Source organism: Methylobacterium sp. B4, assembly GCF_003201865.1.
In the GTDB taxonomy this organism is placed as follows: Bacteria; Pseudomonadota; Alphaproteobacteria; order Rhizobiales; family Beijerinckiaceae; genus Methylobacterium.
This window is the reverse complement of sequence record NZ_QJJJ01000002.1, coordinates 238,975-253,677: the sequence shown is the minus strand read 5'-3', so window position 1 is coordinate 253,677 and position 14,703 is coordinate 238,975. Positions and strand designations below refer to the sequence as shown.

Here is a 14,703-nt window from a genome sequence, read left to right as displayed (position 1 = left end):
CGCGCGACGGGACGAGCACCCGGTCTGCACGAGAAGGGCCGGACGATCGACTCGGCGGCAATCGCATCGGTTTGTCAGCCTCGGCTGATTGCCGCACCGATCCAGGCGAACAGATGAGCTGCGTCGGTCGGCTGGAACGCCATCGAGTCGGATCGCGGCCGGCGAAGCTCTTTGGGAATCGATGGGGATCAGCCTTCATGCACGCGAATTGCGACTGCTGCGCCGATACCAGACTGCCGCATTTCGGCCGCCGACGTCTCCTGCTCGGGGCAGCAGGCGTCCTCGCCGCGACGGCCCTGCCGAACGGGGTCGCGCGGGCCGCAGCACCCGTGGCAAAGACGTCGCTGGCTCCCGCTGACGCGCTCAAGCTGATGAAGGAGGGCAACGAGAACTTCAGGAACGAGGCTCCCTCCGTGGCGGCCAACGGGCGCGAACGCCGCCTCGACCTCGCCCGCGGCCAAGCCCCGTTCTGCGTGCTCGTCGGCTGCTCCGACAGCCGGGTCTCGCCCGAAATCCTGTTCGGGCGCGGGCTCGGCGAATTGTTCATCGTGCGGAACGCCGGCAACACGGTCGATACGGCCGCATTGGGCAGCATCGAGTATGCCGTCGGCGTCCTCGGCGTCCCCCTCGTCGTCGTGCTCGGACATCAGTCCTGCGGCGCCGTCGCGGCGGCCGTCGACGTCGTGGAGAGGAACGCGACCTTCCCCGGCGTCATCGGTGAAATGGTGCAACCCATCGTGCCGGCGGTGCTGGAGGCCAGGGGCCAGGGAGGCGACCTCCTCGAAGCTTCCGTGCGGAGCAACGCGCGTCGTGTCGCGAAGCGACTCACGACTCAGAGCTTGGTGATCAAGGACGCGCTCAATGGGGGTAAGGTGGCGGTCGTGGGCGCCCGCTACGGCCTCTCCGACGGTCAGGTCAAGTGGATGGAAGACATCTGAAACGCCACGTTTCCGATCAGGGGCAGGTGGAACCCGTTTCCGGTCCCCGGCAACCGTGTGGATGGTGGCGCTCGTCGCACCGGGGTGAGGCCGGCCACGGCACGTCTGGCGGTGACGCTTCGTCTCCGCCATCGCGGAAGACGGCCGCGGAGTGATGGGCCCGCGGAGAGACCGGGGATCGGGGTACGACCGATCGGTCCCGTTCTCAGCCCTCCTGCGCCTGCAACACCCGGTACTCGCGCCCGAGCCGGCAATAACCCTCGACGATATGCGCCATCAATGCGCGCTTCTTCGGGTCGAGCGTGCCCAGGATGCGCGCGGGCCGGCCGCCCCAGAGATGGCCGCCCTCCAGCAACTGGCCCGGATCGGTGGTCGAGCCGCCGGCCAGCATCACGTCGTCGGCCACCACCGTGCCCGGCGCCAGCACCGAGCCGATGCCGATCAGGGAGCGGGCGCCGATCCGGCAATCGGCCATGCGCACGTTGTGCCCGATCGTGGTGTCGCGCCCGATCACCACGCCCTCGCCGCGGGCACGGATCACGGTGTTGTCCTGGATGTTGGTGTCGGCCCCGACCACGATCGGGCCGACCTCCGCCGCCAGCTCGCAGGAGAACAGCACGGTCGCGCCGGCACCCAGCGCGATGCGCCCGGAGAGCCGGGCCGTGCGGGCGACGAACACGCCCTCCTCCGTCTCCCGCGGCTCGGCCTCGGGCGGGCTCGCGCCCTCGCCCGCCGCCTCGCGCAGGCGCTCGGCCCGCTCGGCGAGTTCCTCCGGCGTGATCGGGCGCAGGCGCTTGGCCGGGTTGCCGCCGTAGGCGTAGCCGCTCTCGAGGGTGGAGCGGGGGAAGATCGTGGCGCCCGCCTCGATCAGCACGGTGTCGCCCACGGTCGCGCCGTCGAGGATGATCGCGTCGTCCTCGATCACCACGTCCGAGCCCACGGTGCAGGCATGCACCACCGCGTTGCGGCCCACCGTGACGCGGTCGCCGATCCGCGTCGGCAGCGATTCGGTGGCGATGTGGACGGTGGAGCGCGGCCCGAGCCAGAAGCGCTCGCCCGCGCTGACCGGCTGCCCGTCGCTGCGGATCACGCTGTCGTCGCCGAGCCAGGCCTGGGCGCCCAGCGTCGCCGTGCCGATCACGGTGCTGGCGCGCCCGCACCAGACGGGACGGCTCGCGAAGACGGGCAGCACGCCCTCGTAGGGGAGGATCAGATCGGGCGTCACGTCGCGGCTCACTCTGGAATCGGGCGCCGGTGGCGCGGTCTCGTCCTTGAGCCATATAGGCGCACGGGCAGATGGAGTAACGGGGCTTGTGGCGCAACGGGGCTCGGCCGAAACCCGCGCGACGATGGTGGCGCGACGGGCGCAAGGTTCTCCCCCCGAGAGGCAAGGGTCTCCCCCCGAGAGGTCTGAAGGGACGGTCATGACGGTCAGTATCCAGTCCGAGCCCTTCGACACCGCCGCGGAGATCGCCCGGATCGAGGCCGAGCTTGCCGGCCGTGCCGGGGCGGTCGTGACCTTCTCCGGCCTGTGCCGGGACGAGGCGGGCCGCCTCGCCGCGCTCGAACTGGAGCATTATCCCGGCATGGCCGAGGAAGAGATCGACCGGGTCGTGGAGGAGGCCCGTGCCCGCTGGCCTGTCCAGGCCCTGCGCGTGATCCACCGGCACGGGCTGGTGCGGCCGGGCGAGGGCATCGTGCTCGTCGTCACCGCCTCGCCCCACCGCAAGGCCGCCTTCGCCGCGGCCGACTTCCTGATGGACTATCTCAAGACCCGGGCGCCCTTCTGGAAGCGCGAGCACCTCGCCGACGGCAGCGTCGGCGGCTGGGTGGAGGCGACCCAGGCCGATGCCGAGGCTGCCGGGGCCTGGGCCTGACGACGTGAACCACTTGACGGCCCGCGACTTGGGCCACCGACCGGGCCACGGTTTCGAGTCCGCCCGGACAGCGCGAACGGATCCCTTCATGACGGCATCGTCCTCCCTCCCGGCCGGGACGCGCAACCTCGCGGCCGCGGGCATCGCGGTCGTGGCCTTCGCGGCCGGGCTCTGGCTCGCCTGGACGGCGGCGGCCACGCTCCTCCTGATCTTCTCCGGCGTGCTGTTCGCCGTCTTCCTCGACGGGGTCACTCGGGGCCTCGGTTACGTGCTGCCGATCGCGCGGGGCTTTCGCCTCGCCCTGGCCTGCCTCGTTCTGGCCGGGCTCGCGCTCGGACTGACCGCCTTCGGGGGAGCCACCGTGGCGAGTCAGGCCCGCGACCTCGGCACCACCGTGCGCCAGCAATCGGAGACCGTGCGCAACTGGCTCAAGGAGCGCGGCATCGAGATCGACCTGTCCCAGGCCGGCGACGCGGGTCAGGGCGGGGGTGCCGAGGCCCAGGCCGGCCAAAGCGGCAAGGACGGCAAGGACGACGGGGGCAAGGGCCAGAAGGAGGGCGGCCTTGCCGGCCTCGCCTCGGGCGCCCTGAAGAGCCCCGGCTCGCTCCTGTCGGATGCCGGCAGCGTGCTCGGGCCGGCGGCGAGCGTGGTGTTCGCCCTCTTCAACGCCCTCGGCAACGTCCTCGTCATCATCTTCCTCGGCGTCGCCATCGCCGCGAGCCCCGGCAGCTACCGCGACGGCGCCCTGCGGCTCGTGCCCCGGCGCCATCGCGAGAAGGGCGCGCGCGTCCTCGATGGGGCGGGCGAGACCCTGCGGCACTGGCTGTTCGGCCAGCTCCTGACCATGGCGGCGATCTTCCTGCTGACCTGGGCGGGCCTCTCCTTCCTCGGCATCGGCGGCGCGCTGATCCTCGGGCTCCAGGCGGGGCTGCTCGCCTTCGTACCGACCATCGGGCCGCTGATCGCGGGCGTGGTGATCGTGCTGAGCAGCCTCGCCTCCGGCCTGCACGGCTTGCTCGGTGCGCTCGGCGTCTACCTCGCGGTGCAGGCGGCGGAGAGCTACGGGCTCACGCCCTTCATCCAGCGCCGCGCCCTCGACCTGCCGGCGGCGACGATCTTCGCCGGCCAGTTGCTGCTCGGCGTGCTGTTCGGCCTGTGGGGCGTGGCCCTGGCCCTGCCGCTCGTGGCCGTGATCAAGGTGCTTCTGGAAGAGCTCTATATCGAGGACGAGCCCGGGGAGTATGCTGGGGCGGCGTGAGACCGGAGCGCCGGTTTTCCCGCTTCCCCGCAGGAGTTTGGCCGGGCTCTGCCCTTCGCCGCGCCTGCGGGGCGCGAGCGGTGGAACGGCCCGGCCCTCTCCCGCTTTGAGCACGACACGCACGGCATCGAACGCTTTTGACGGGGCCGGAGCCGAAATCTAGGTATTGTCGACGATGCCCGCCGCCACGGCCCACACGGCCCACCTTCCTCCCCCCTCCGACGAGATCGCGCCGACGACGCGCGACCGGATCGTCGAGACGGCGGCGCGCTTCTTCCAGGAGATCGGCTACCAGAAGACCACGGTGGCCGACATCGCCCGCACCCTCAAGATGAGCCCGGCCAACGTCTACCGCTTCTTCGAGTCGAAGAAGGCGATCAACGAGGCGGTGGTCGAGCGGCTGACCGGCGAGATCGAGGCGATGATCGCGGCCATCGCCGACACGCCGAACCTCGACGCCCCCGAGCGGCTGACCCGCATCGTCACGGCCCTGCACGAGGATTGCCGCCGCCGCTTCGAGGCGCATCCGCGCGTCCACGAAATGGTCGAGGCGGCGATGAGCGAGAGCTGGGGGGTCTGCCAGGCGCATGTCGACCGCATCGGCGCCGTGTTCGCACGCGTCGTGACCGATGGCGTGCGCGAGGGCGCCTTCTCCGTCGCCGACCCGCAGAACGCGGCGGCCTGCCTCCAGGCCGGAATCACCCGCTACTGCCACCCCATGCTGGTGGGCCGGCAGCCCGACACGATCGAGCCGCCGCTTCCGGTGATGATCGCCTTCCTGCTCTCCGCCCTGCGCTCGGGTGGGTGCTGAGGCGCCCTATTCCGACGCGGTTCCCGGCGTCGGCGCCGGCTCGGAGACGATGGGCTGCGGGCCGTCGTAGCCCTCGATCACCAGGATGTCGGCCTCGGCGCCGCCCTTCTGCAGGGCGCGGGCGGATTGGTAGAGGTCGGAGTTCCAGCAGGCGAGCGCGTCGTCGTAGCTCGGAAACTCGACGATCACGTTGCGCGCCCGCGCCTGCCCCGCCACCGCCTCGAAGGCGCCGCCGCGCACGAGGAAGCGTCCGCCGAAGCGGGCGAAGGCGGCGCCGTTGGCCGCCGCGTAGGCCTTGTAGGCCTCCGCGTCGCTCACATCGACCCGCACGATCCAGTAGCCCTTGGCCATGACTCAAGCGTCCTTCATCTCGGCAACGATTCTCTGTGCGACCGCGCGGGGATCGTCGGCCCCGGTGATCGGGCGCCCGACCACCACGTGGTCGATGCCCGCCGCCCGCGCCTGCCCCGGGGTCATCACCCGCTTCTGGTCGCCGGCTTCCGCGCCCGCGGGGCGGATGCCGGGCGTCACGATCAGCCCCGACGGGCCGATCCTCTCGCGCACCGCGCCCGCCTCGGCGGCCGAGCAGACGATCCCGTCGATGCCGATCTCCGCGGCCTGTTCCGCGCGGCGCGCGACGAGGTCGGCCACCGGCAGGGCGTAGCCGGCCTCCGCCGCGTCCGCGTCGTCGTAGGAGGTCAGCACGGTCACCGCGAGGATCTTCAGGCCTAGCCCCCGCCCGCGCACGGCGGCGCGCATGGTCTGCGGATAGGCATGCACCGTCAGGAAGGTCGCGCCTAGGGCGGAGGCCGAGCGCACGCCCTCCTCGACGGTGTTGCCGATGTCGTGGAGCTTGAGGTCGAGGAACGTCTTCTTGCCGCTCTCCGCCAGCCGCGCGGCGAAGTCGAGCCCGCCCGCATAGGCCAGCCGGTAGCCGATCTTGTAGAAGGTCGCCGCGTCGCCGATGCGCGCGACGAGCCGCTCCGCCGCCTCCACGTCGGGCAGGTCGAGGGCGACGATCAGGCGGTCGCGGGGGTCGGCACTCTCCGGCATCGGGCTCTCGTTCGCGGGCAGATCTGGGCAGCGATCCTCCCGCGGGCGCCGCCTGTCAACGCCGGACCTTGCTCGGCACGAAGGGCGTCCGAGGCGGGCCGACGCGTCGGGGCAACCGTCGCGCGATGCCTCCCTCGTCGAATCCCGCCGATGTTGCGGACTCACGATCCTTCCTTCCCGTGCCGCAGAGATGAGAGATTGCTCCCGCCCATGCGGCGTTCACGCGCGAAGGATTGCTCCTGGACATAAGAAAATTAGGATACTTCTCTGTTTGATCGCCAAGATTTTACGAAAATAATCCAAAAAATTCGACGTGAATTCAGTGTAGAGAGGTTACTGTGTTCAGTTTGTTCAAGACGAAACTGAGGCGGACTTGGGATCCGATGTCCTCGCAAGACGTGGGCGCGTGGTCCGGCCGGGACGCGTGTCGCCGTCCCGGGCCATGACGCGGCCGGCAGGTTTAGCGGCCGCTCTCGCCGCCCTCGTTCCGGCGGCGGCCTCCGCCTAGGTCGCGCTGGGTCAAGCGCTGCAGCAGAAGCCGTCCTTCGCCTTCTGCGAGGCGCTCGGCAAACCGGAGAACTGAAAGATCCACGGTAGCTTCCGGCCGCGGGCCGAGGGGCTCGGCGGGCAGTTCCGCTCCGCCCCCGCGCCGGACGAGCTGTTGTCGATGCAGACCACGCTGTTTGCCGAGTACGACACCGGCCCCGTACGGATCGGCGGCGAGATCCTCGATAGCTGGTCCTATTTCCAGCGCCGGAACTCGAACTCTATCGCTACCACCGAGGTGAACGCGTTCGAACTCGGCCAAGCCTATCTTGGCTTCGACATGGCGGACATCGCGGGCAAAGGGACCGTCAGCACGCTCACCGCCGGGCGCTTCACGCAGAACGTCGGCTCGCGCCGCCTGATCGCCCGCAACCAGTTCCGCAACACCATCGACGCCTCTACCGACGTGGCCTAAGATTGGGAGAACGCGGGCAAGGACCGGCTGCGCCTGTTCTTCACCCTGCCGCATTGCCGTCTGCCCGACGACCGCGCCGGCATTCTAAGCAACAGCATCGCCTGGGATCACGAGGGCTTCGACACCCAGTTCTTCGGCGGCATCTTCACCAAGGCGGGCATGCTCGGCGGCATTCTGGAAGCCTACGGCTACGGCCTGCTCGAACGCGATACGGGCTCGCAGCTCGAAGGCATCCAGACCCGGAGCCGGCGTCTGTTCACCCCAGGCTTCCGTCTCTACCGCGTGCCCCGGCCGGGGCAGTTCGATCACGAGCTCGAAGTCGTCGGCCAAGTCGGCGTCGCGCGCAACACGGCCGTCGTCACCGACGTGACCGACCTGCCCGTAACCGCCTACTTCGTGCATGCCGAAGCCGGTTACACCTTCGAGACGGCGTGGACGCACTGGATCTCGCTCCACGACGACCATGCCAGCGGCGACAGCGCCAACCCGAACAGCTACACGCGCTTCGACACGCCGTACGGCGCGCGGCGCTTCGATTATGGCCCGACGGGCCTCTACGGCGCCGTGCAGCGGGCGAATCCGATCTCGCCGGGCGTCCGCTTCGAGGTGGCGTCGGACCCCGACTGGGACGCGTTCATCGATTATCGCAGCCTTTGGCTTGAGAATCCCCGTGACAGCTTCGCCGCGACCGGCGTGCGCGACCGGGCCGGCCTCTCCGGCACCTTCGCCGGCCGCCAAATCGAGGGACGGGTGCGCACCTGGCTCGTGCCGCGCTCGATAGCGGCATCGCCTGCCTCATCAAGGGCGATGCCCTGCGCAACGCGCCGAGTGAGCCCGATACCGACGATACGATCTACGACTACATGACGACGACATTCTTCTTCTGATCCCGGTTCCGATTCCGGGCGGCCCGGCTGCCTCACCGAGCGTCCGCCGCCATCGCCGCCGCGACCTCGGCCCGCAGCACCGGCAGAAGCTCCGCCTCGAACCACGGATTCGTCCTGAGCCACCCGTTGTTGCGCCAGGACGGGTGCGGCAGGGGCAGCACCCGGGGCCGGACCGACCCCGCAAGGATCGCGCGCCAGCCCGCGACCGTCTCGGTCAGCCCGCCCGGCCGGGGACCGAGATGCCAGGCTTGCGCGTACTGGCCGATCACCAGGATCAGGTCGAGGCGCGGCAGCCCGGCCAGCAGGTCGGCCCGCCAGGCCGGCGCGCATTCCCGCCGCGGCGGCCGGTCGCCGCCCTTGGCGTCGAGACCGGGAAAGCAGGCGCCCATCGGCAGGATCGCGACCCGCGATGCGTCGTAGAAATCCGCCTCGGTGAGTCCGAGCCATGTACGCAGGCGCCGGCCGGACGGATCGCTGAAGGGCACGCCGCTGCGATGCGCCCGGTTGCCGGGCGCTTGGCTCGCGATCAGCAGGCGCGCGGTGGCGCTGCCCTGAACCACGGGCCGCGGCTCGTGCGGCAGGGGCGCGCCGTGGAGCGGCGCGTCGCGGCAGATCCGGCAGGCGCGCAGGCGGGCGGCGGTGGTTTCGAAGGCTTCGGAGACGGCGGGCATCGCTCCGAAGATGGAATCGATCCGCCCCTCCCGGGATGCGTCATCGCGCCCAGCCCGCGCGGATGCCGTGGGAGACGGCGTCCACGAACAGGCGCGTCTTGGCCGGCACGAGCCGGCCCGGAGGCAGGACCGCGTACACGCCGCCGGTCTCGCGACCGCCCCAGCCCGGCAGCACCTCGACCAGACGCCCCTCGCGCAGGGCCGGCCCCGCGAGCCAGTCGGCGGTGAAGGTGATCCCGGCCCCCGCGACCGCCGCGGCGAGCGGCACCTCCGAGTGGTCGGCGACCAGGGCGCAGGTCGGGCGAACGGTGCGGCGCTCCCCCCTCCCGCGTCAGCGGCCAGTCGGGCCACGCCGCGTAGCCGGAGAACCCGAGGCAGGCGTGACCCGCGAGGTCGTCGGGCGTATCCGGCGTGCCGTGGATCGCAAGGTAGGCGGGCGCCGCCACGAGCAGGTTGCGGTAGCCGGCAATGCGGCGGGTGACGAGCGAGCTGTCCCGCGGGGCCCCGGCCGCGACCCGGATCGCCACGTCGAAGCCCTCCGCCACGACGTCGATGAAACGGTCGCTGAGCCGGAGGTCGAGGCGGATCTGCGGATGCTGCGCCAGGAAGGCGGGCAGGAGCGGCGCGATCCAGAGCCGCCCGAAGGTGACGGGCAGCGAGACCCGTACGATCCCGCGGGGCGCTGCCGCGAAGTCGCTCGCTTCACGATTCGCATTCGCGAGTTCGTCGAGCAGCGCCTGGACCCGCCGGCAATAGAGCGCTCCGGCCTCGGTCAGCGTCACGCGCCGCGTCGTGCGCGACAAGAGCCGCACGCCGAGGCGCTGCTCCAGCCCACTGACCCGGCGCGAGAGAACGGAGGCGTCGCGCCCGAGTGCCCGCGCGGCGGCCGCGAAACTGCCGCTCTCCGCCACCGTCACGAAGGCCGAGAGCGCCTCCAGGCCGCCGGCCTCCGAAAATTCCTGCAGATCCTGCACGAGTCAAATGCTGCTCAGCCGGATTAATCACGATCGATGCACGGCTTAACTCGGGTTCATCGCAAGGTCGAGGAGACACACCGTGAAGACTTTTCTCAGCATCGGCGCCGGCCCCGGCATGGGTCTGGCGACCGCCGAACGCTTCGCCCGCGAGGGCTTCCGCATCGTCCTGAGCGCCCGGAACGCCGGCAAGACGGACGCGCTGGCCGGCGAACTGCGCGCCAAGGGCCATACGGTCGAGACCCGCACCGTCGAGGCGGGCGATCCCGACAGCGTCGCCGCCCTGGTGGCGGAGGTGGAGCAGAGTTTCGACGGCATCGACGTGCTGCACTACAACGCCGCCGCCATGCGGCAGGCGCGCCTCGCCGATCAGCCGCGCGACACGTTCAACGGCGACCTCACGGTCAATGTCGGCGGTGCGCTCGCGGCGGCGCAGGCGGCCGTCCCGGGAATGAGCGGGCGCGGCGGCACGATCCTCCTCACCGGAGGCGGCTTCGCGCTGCAGCCGCATCCGGATTACCTGTCGCTCAGCATCGGCAAGGCCGGCATCCGCGCGCTTGCGCAAGGATTGTTCGACAGCCTGAAGGAACAGAACATCCACGTCGCCACCGTGACCATCGCGGGCTTCGTTTCAGCCGGCTCGAAGGATGCCGAGGCCGTGGCCGAGCGGTTCTGGCAGCTGCACGACGAGCCGCGGGAGACCTGGAGCCTCGAGACGGTCTACACGCCCTGACGCCAAGCCCCGGGTGCCGGAGGGTGCCGCGACCCGGCCCTTCGGCGCTTTCGCCCACCACGGGATCGCCCGCCCCAAGCTTGGCGCGTGTCGCGCGGGCCCTACCTCACCGTCCGCGTGCATCCGGCGCGCCCAGGGGAGGCCCCGCTTGGCAGGCACGCGCTCGGCACGGATGGCGGCGGAAGTCGGCCCGAAGACGCCCCAGGTCGTGGTTCTCGTCGGGGCCACCGGCGACCTCGCGCAGCGCAAGCTGCTGCCCGGCCTGTTCCATCTCTCCAAGGCCGGCTTCATCCCGGATCTCAGGATCGTCGGCGTGTCGCTGGACGATATCGGCGTCGAGGCGTTCCGCGGACTGGCCCGCAAGGCCATCGACCAGTTCTTCACCCGTCAGGCCGGGGAGGCGGAATGGAGCGCCTTCGCGGACCGGCTCGATTACGTGCCGCTCGCGGCCGGCGCGCCGGCGCTCGCCGCGGCGGTGGCCCGCGCCGAGGAGGCTCTCGGCCAGGAAAGCCGCTGCCTGCACTATCTCAGCGTGCCGCCGGCCGCTGCGCTCACCGTGGTGCGCCTGCTCGCCGAGGCGGGGCTGGCGGCGGGCTCGCGCATCGTCATGGAGAAGCCGTTCGGCACGGACCTCGAGAGCGCCGTCTCGCTTAACGCCCGCCTGCACGAGGTCTTCTCCGAGGATCAGATCTTCCGCATCGACCACTTCCTCGGCAAGGAGCCGGCGCAGAACATCCTGGCCTTCCGCTTCGCCAACGGCCTGTTCGAGCCGATCTGGAACCGCACCTTCATCGACCACGTGCAGATCGACGTGCCGGAGACGCTGGGCCTGGGCACCCGCGCCGCCTTCTACGAGGCGACCGGCGCCTTCCGGGACATGGTGGTGACCCACCTGTTCCAGATCCTCGGCTTCATGGCGATGGAGCCGCCGACCGCGCTGGAGCCGGGGCCGATCAGCGAGGAGAAGAACAAGGTTTTTCGCTCGATGCTCCCACTCGACCCGCGCGAGGTCGTGCGCGGGCAATATGCCGGCTACCGCGCCGAGCCCGGCGTCGATCCGCAATCGGACACCGAGACGTTCATCGCCCTCAAGTGCCGCATCGACAACTGGCGCTGGGCCGGGGTGCCGTTCTTCCTGCGCACGGGCAAGCGGCTGGCGGAGGGGCAGCGCATCATCTCGATCGCCTTCCGCGAGCCGCCCAAGAGCATGTTCCCGTTCAATTCGGGCGTCGGGGCGCAGGGGCCCGACCATCTCACCTTCGACCTCGCCGACGCCTCGAAGATGTCGCTCTCCTTCTACGGCAAGCGGCCCGGGCCGGGCATGCGGCTCGACAAGCTCTCGCTCCAGTTCAACATGAAGGACACCGGCCTGATGGGCGAGGTGCTGGAGGCCTACGAGCGGCTGATCCTCGACGCCATGCGCGGCGACCACACGCTCTTCACCACGGCCGAGGGCATCGAGCGCCTGTGGGAGGTCTCGACGCCGCTCCTGGAGGCGCCGCCGCCGGTGCGCCTTTACGCGCCGGGCTCCTGGGGGCCGAAATCGATCCACCAGCTCGTCGCGCCCCAAGCCTGGCGCCTGCCCTTCGAGCGCGAGTGGCGCAATACCGAGGAACAGGACTGATTCGGCCCAAGGGCGAACCGGCCGCGTGACGGAATCATCCCGACGCAACCTTCCGTTCGCCCCTGGACAACCTGTCAGGGCCTGACAACTGTTTGAGATCCTTTAAGTTTTCATAGCATGGCAGCCATGTAATCGAAGAATTGTCTCTCCCCCTCGCTTGCTGTAGCGGGGGCGTGGACCAAAATAAAATTTGCGCGGCACGAAAATAAAATGAAAATAGACGATAAAGTGCAAATCCGAGGTGGGGATATGCAGAATAGAGCGCTTCCGCTGAATCGTCGGCAGCTCATCGGAGGCGCGCTGGCGGGCGCCGCGGCCTCGGCCCTGCCGGGCTCGCCGCTACTGGCGGCGGGCGAGCCCCGCAAGGTCGATGTCCTGCTGGTCGGCGGCGGCATCATGAGCGCGACGCTCGGCGTCTGGCTGCGCGAGCTCGAGCCCGACTGGTCGCTGGAAATGATCGAGCGGCTCGACGGCGTGGCGCTGGAAAGCTCCAACGGCTGGAACAACGCCGGCACCGGCCACTCGGCGCTGGCCGAGCTGAACTACACGCCCGAGGATTCCAAGGGCAACATCCGCATTGAGCAGGCGATCAAGATCAACGAGGCCTTCCAGGTCACCCGGCAGTTCATGGCCTGGCAGGTCCAAAAGGGCGTGCTGAAGAACCCGCGCACCTTCATCAACTCGACCCCACATATGAGCTTCGTCTGGGGTGACGAGAACATCGCCTACCTGCGCAAGCGCTACGAGGCGCTCAAGGCCAGCCCCCTCTTCGCCGGCATGGAATTCTCGACCGATCCCGAGCAGCTGAAGAAGTGGGTTCCCCTCATGATGCAGGGGCGCGATCCGAAGCAGACGATCGCCGCCACCTGGTCGCCGCTCGGCACCGATTGCGAGTGGGGTGAGGTCACCCGCCAGTACATCGCCTCGCTGAAGAGCCAGCCGAAATTCGATCTGCGCCTCTCCACCGAGGTCGAGAGCTTCGAGCGCAACAAGGACGGCAGCTGGCGCGTCACCTCGAAGAACCTCAAGGACGGCACCCGGCAGTCGGTCGACGCGAAGTTCGTGTTCATCGGCGCGGGCGGCGGCGCGCTGCACCTGCTGCAGGCCACCGGCATCCCCGAGGCCGACGATTACGCCGGCTTCCCCGTCGGCGGCTCCTTCCTCGTCACCGAGAACCAGGAGGTGGCGATGCGCCACCTCGCCAAGGCCTACGGCAAGGCCTCGGTCGGCTCGCCGCCGATGTCGGTCCCGCATCTCGACACGCGGGTGCTCGACGGCAAGCGCGTGATCCTGTTCGGGCCGTTCGCGACCTTCTCGACCAAGTTCCTGAAGGAGGGCTCGTATTTCGACCTGCTGACCTCGACCACCACCAGCAACGTCTGGCCGATGGTCCGGGTGGGCGTCGATCAATATCCGCTGATCGAGTACCTCGCCGGTCAGGTGATGCTCTCCGACGAAGATCGCTACCAGGCCCTGCGCGAGTACTTCCCCGACGCGAAGAAGGACGAGTGGCGTCTGGTCCAGGCCGGTCAGCGCGTCCAGATCATCAAGCGCGACCCGGAGAAGGGCGGCGTGCTCAAGCTCGGGACGGAGGTGGTGAGCGCCAAGGACGGCAGCGTCGCCGCCCTGCTCGGCGCCTCGCCGGGCGCCTCGACGGCGGCGCCGATCATGCTCACCGTGCTGGAGAAGGTGTTCGCCCAGAAGGTAGCGAGCCCTGAGTGGCAGGCGAAGATCCGTCAGATCGTGCCGAGCTACGGCACGAAGCTGAACGACGATCCGCAGCGAGTTCAGCAGACGCTGGCCTATACCAGCGAGCATCTGCAGCTGACGCCGCCGCCGCAGATCACCGCCGCGGCGCAGCCCGCCGCCCCGGCCGAGGCCGGCACCGTCAAGGCGGTGCCCGACATGGCGCCGTAAGGCGAACGGTGTAGACGACCGCGGGCCCCGTTCGACCGGGCCCGCGGGCTTTCTCCGATCAGGAGCCGAATTGCGAGCCGAGCTGCTCGAGATATTCGGCGAGGTCCAGGCCGCCGACGCGGCGCCCATACTCGAAGCGCATGCCGCGCCGGATATCGACCTGGCTCGACCGGGTGTTGAGCGTGAAGGGTCTCACGCAAATCCAGGCGCCGTCGGTGCGGTGCTCGAAGTAGCCGAGGATCTCGTGGGCAGCCATGGCTCGTCTCGCGGGGATTGCGAGAACTCAACGGGAGCGGCGACGAACGGTTCAATCGTTCGAGCCGGGTTTTTATAGCCAAGTTTGTCGCGGCGATGGCCGAAACCTTGAAACGGGTCTCAAGGTCGCAGCCTGATAATGGCCAAGGTTGATCCGGCAACGATCGATGATGTGTCGTCCTCGCCCGAGAGCTTGAGCGTCAGCGCCGGCCGGTGGAGCCGAAGCCGCCCTGTCCGCGTCCCGGCGGCCTTCCATCCCGCTCCGGTGCGTCCGCCTCGCTCTGCGCATCCCGGATCTCGAAATCCGGCCGCATCACGCGTGTGAAGACGAGCTGCGCGATGCGCTCGCCCGGCTCGATCCGGATCGGCATGCCGCCCGCCGGAGGATTGCGATTCCAGGCGGAGATGAGGAGCGGCCCTTCGTAATCGGCATCGATCACCCCCGTGCCGTTGCCGAGCACCAAGCCCTCTCGGTGGCCCAACCCCGAGCGGGCGAAGACCAGCCCGCACCAATCGGGATCGCCGATCCGCACCGAGACGCCGGCCGGGATCAGCGCGGGCGGCGCCTGCGGTTCGAGCAAGAGGGGCCCGTCGAGGCAGGCATGCAGGTCGAGACCGGCGGCGGCCGCGCTGCCCCAGCGGGGAAAGCCCCAGTCGCGCAGGCGCGGGTCGAGGATGTGGAGGCCGACCTTCACCGGGGTCCTCTCGGCTGAACTCTGCTACGCCCGAAAGACCTTTCTCCGA

Annotated in this window: 16 protein-coding genes and 1 pseudogene; 9 read left to right on the top strand and 8 right to left on the bottom strand. The window is 69.7% G+C overall.

The genetic code is table 11. From position 1 onward, the window contains the following. Nucleotides 1–197: 197 nt before the first annotated feature. Nucleotides 198–938: a carbonic anhydrase gene (locus BY998_RS04830; RefSeq protein WP_110350486.1), complete on the top strand. Its 741-nt coding sequence runs from the start codon at nucleotides 198–200 to the stop codon at nucleotides 936–938. 205 nt (nucleotides 939–1,143) lie between these two features. Here the strand turns inward: BY998_RS04830 and BY998_RS04825 are convergent, their stop codons facing one another. Next, a complete protein-coding gene (locus tag BY998_RS04825) occupies nucleotides 1,144–2,163 on the bottom strand; it encodes a gamma carbonic anhydrase family protein (RefSeq protein WP_110350638.1) in 1,020 nt (339 codons plus the stop codon). 199 nt (nucleotides 2,164–2,362) lie between these two features. Here BY998_RS04825 and BY998_RS04820 point away from each other — a divergent pair, with 199 nt between their 5' ends. From BY998_RS04820 to BY998_RS04810, 3 genes are all read left to right on the top strand, one after another. Further along, nucleotides 2,363–2,815 (top strand): molybdenum cofactor biosynthesis protein MoaE, encoded by a 453-nt coding sequence (locus BY998_RS04820; RefSeq protein WP_110350485.1) that lies wholly within the window; start codon nucleotides 2,363–2,365, stop codon nucleotides 2,813–2,815. An 88-nt stretch (nucleotides 2,816–2,903) separates the two neighbouring features. Then, nucleotides 2,904–4,073, top strand: coding sequence for an AI-2E family transporter (locus BY998_RS04815; RefSeq protein WP_110350484.1), 1,170 nt, complete (start codon nucleotides 2,904–2,906; stop codon nucleotides 4,071–4,073). Nucleotides 4,074–4,248: 175 nt separating this feature from the next. Continuing rightward, on the top strand, nucleotides 4,249–4,884 hold the full coding sequence (locus BY998_RS04810; protein WP_110350483.1) for a TetR family transcriptional regulator: 636 nt from the start codon (nucleotides 4,249–4,251) through the stop codon (nucleotides 4,882–4,884). Between the two features lie 6 nt (nucleotides 4,885–4,890). Here the strand turns inward: BY998_RS04810 and BY998_RS04805 are convergent, their stop codons facing one another. Both BY998_RS04805 and pyrF read right to left on the bottom strand, forming a co-directional pair. After that, nucleotides 4,891–5,235, bottom strand: coding sequence for a DUF1330 domain-containing protein (locus tag BY998_RS04805; protein ID WP_110350482.1), 345 nt, complete (start codon nucleotides 5,233–5,235; stop codon nucleotides 4,891–4,893). A 3-nt stretch (nucleotides 5,236–5,238) separates the two neighbouring features. Further along, nucleotides 5,239–5,937, bottom strand: a complete 699-nt coding sequence (gene pyrF / locus BY998_RS04800; RefSeq protein ID WP_110350481.1) for an orotidine-5'-phosphate decarboxylase — start codon at nucleotides 5,935–5,937, stop codon at nucleotides 5,239–5,241. 667 nt (nucleotides 5,938–6,604) lie between these two features. Here pyrF and BY998_RS24675 point away from each other — a divergent pair. Together BY998_RS24675 and BY998_RS24670 are read left to right on the top strand one after the other, a co-directional pair. Next, a complete protein-coding gene (locus BY998_RS24675; RefSeq protein WP_245421483.1) occupies nucleotides 6,605–6,898 on the top strand; it encodes an alginate export family protein in 294 nt (97 codons plus the stop codon). Nucleotides 6,899–7,057: 159 nt separating this feature from the next. Next, entirely contained in the window at nucleotides 7,058–7,765 is a 708-nt protein-coding gene (locus tag BY998_RS24670; protein WP_245421482.1) for an alginate export family protein, read from the top strand. Between the two features lie 52 nt (nucleotides 7,766–7,817). On the opposite strand, the gene BY998_RS04790 is transcribed toward BY998_RS24670, so the two are convergent. The 3 genes and pseudogenes from BY998_RS04790 to BY998_RS25000 form a co-directional block, all read right to left on the bottom strand. After that, complete coding sequence (locus BY998_RS04790) at nucleotides 7,818–8,456, bottom strand: uracil-DNA glycosylase family protein (protein WP_110350480.1); 639 nt, start codon at nucleotides 8,454–8,456, stop codon at nucleotides 7,818–7,820. Nucleotides 8,457–8,496: 40 nt separating this feature from the next. Then, the gene (locus tag BY998_RS25005) at nucleotides 8,497–8,724 is read right to left on the bottom strand and encodes a LysR substrate-binding domain-containing protein (protein WP_280952883.1); all 228 of its coding nucleotides are present in this window, start codon (nucleotides 8,722–8,724) and stop codon (nucleotides 8,497–8,499) included. 136 nt (nucleotides 8,725–8,860) lie between these two features. Next, nucleotides 8,861–9,367 (bottom strand): annotated as a pseudogene (locus BY998_RS25000) (LysR substrate-binding domain-containing protein); the annotation flags it as partial. A gap of 145 nt (nucleotides 9,368–9,512) precedes the next feature. Between BY998_RS25000 and BY998_RS04780 the strand changes: the two are divergent. From BY998_RS04780 to mqo, 3 genes are all read left to right on the top strand, one after another. Next, complete coding sequence (locus BY998_RS04780; RefSeq protein ID WP_110350479.1) at nucleotides 9,513–10,163, top strand: SDR family NAD(P)-dependent oxidoreductase; 651 nt, start codon at nucleotides 9,513–9,515, stop codon at nucleotides 10,161–10,163. Between the two features lie 172 nt (nucleotides 10,164–10,335). After that, nucleotides 10,336–11,787, top strand: coding sequence for a glucose-6-phosphate dehydrogenase (gene zwf / locus BY998_RS04775; protein ID WP_110350478.1), 1,452 nt, complete (start codon nucleotides 10,336–10,338; stop codon nucleotides 11,785–11,787). Nucleotides 11,788–11,997: 210 nt separating this feature from the next. Beyond that, on the top strand, nucleotides 11,998–13,704 hold the full coding sequence (gene mqo, locus BY998_RS04770; RefSeq protein WP_110350477.1) for a malate dehydrogenase (quinone): 1,707 nt from the start codon (nucleotides 11,998–12,000) through the stop codon (nucleotides 13,702–13,704). A 58-nt stretch (nucleotides 13,705–13,762) separates the two neighbouring features. On the opposite strand, the gene BY998_RS04765 is transcribed toward mqo, so the two are convergent. Both BY998_RS04765 and dut read right to left on the bottom strand, forming a co-directional pair. Continuing rightward, nucleotides 13,763–13,960 (bottom strand): hypothetical protein, encoded by a 198-nt coding sequence (locus BY998_RS04765; RefSeq protein ID WP_110350476.1) that lies wholly within the window; start codon nucleotides 13,958–13,960, stop codon nucleotides 13,763–13,765. 199 nt (nucleotides 13,961–14,159) lie between these two features. Then, entirely contained in the window at nucleotides 14,160–14,654 is a 495-nt protein-coding gene (gene dut, locus BY998_RS04760; RefSeq protein WP_110350475.1) for a dUTP diphosphatase, read from the bottom strand. Nucleotides 14,655–14,703: the final 49 nt, after the last annotated feature.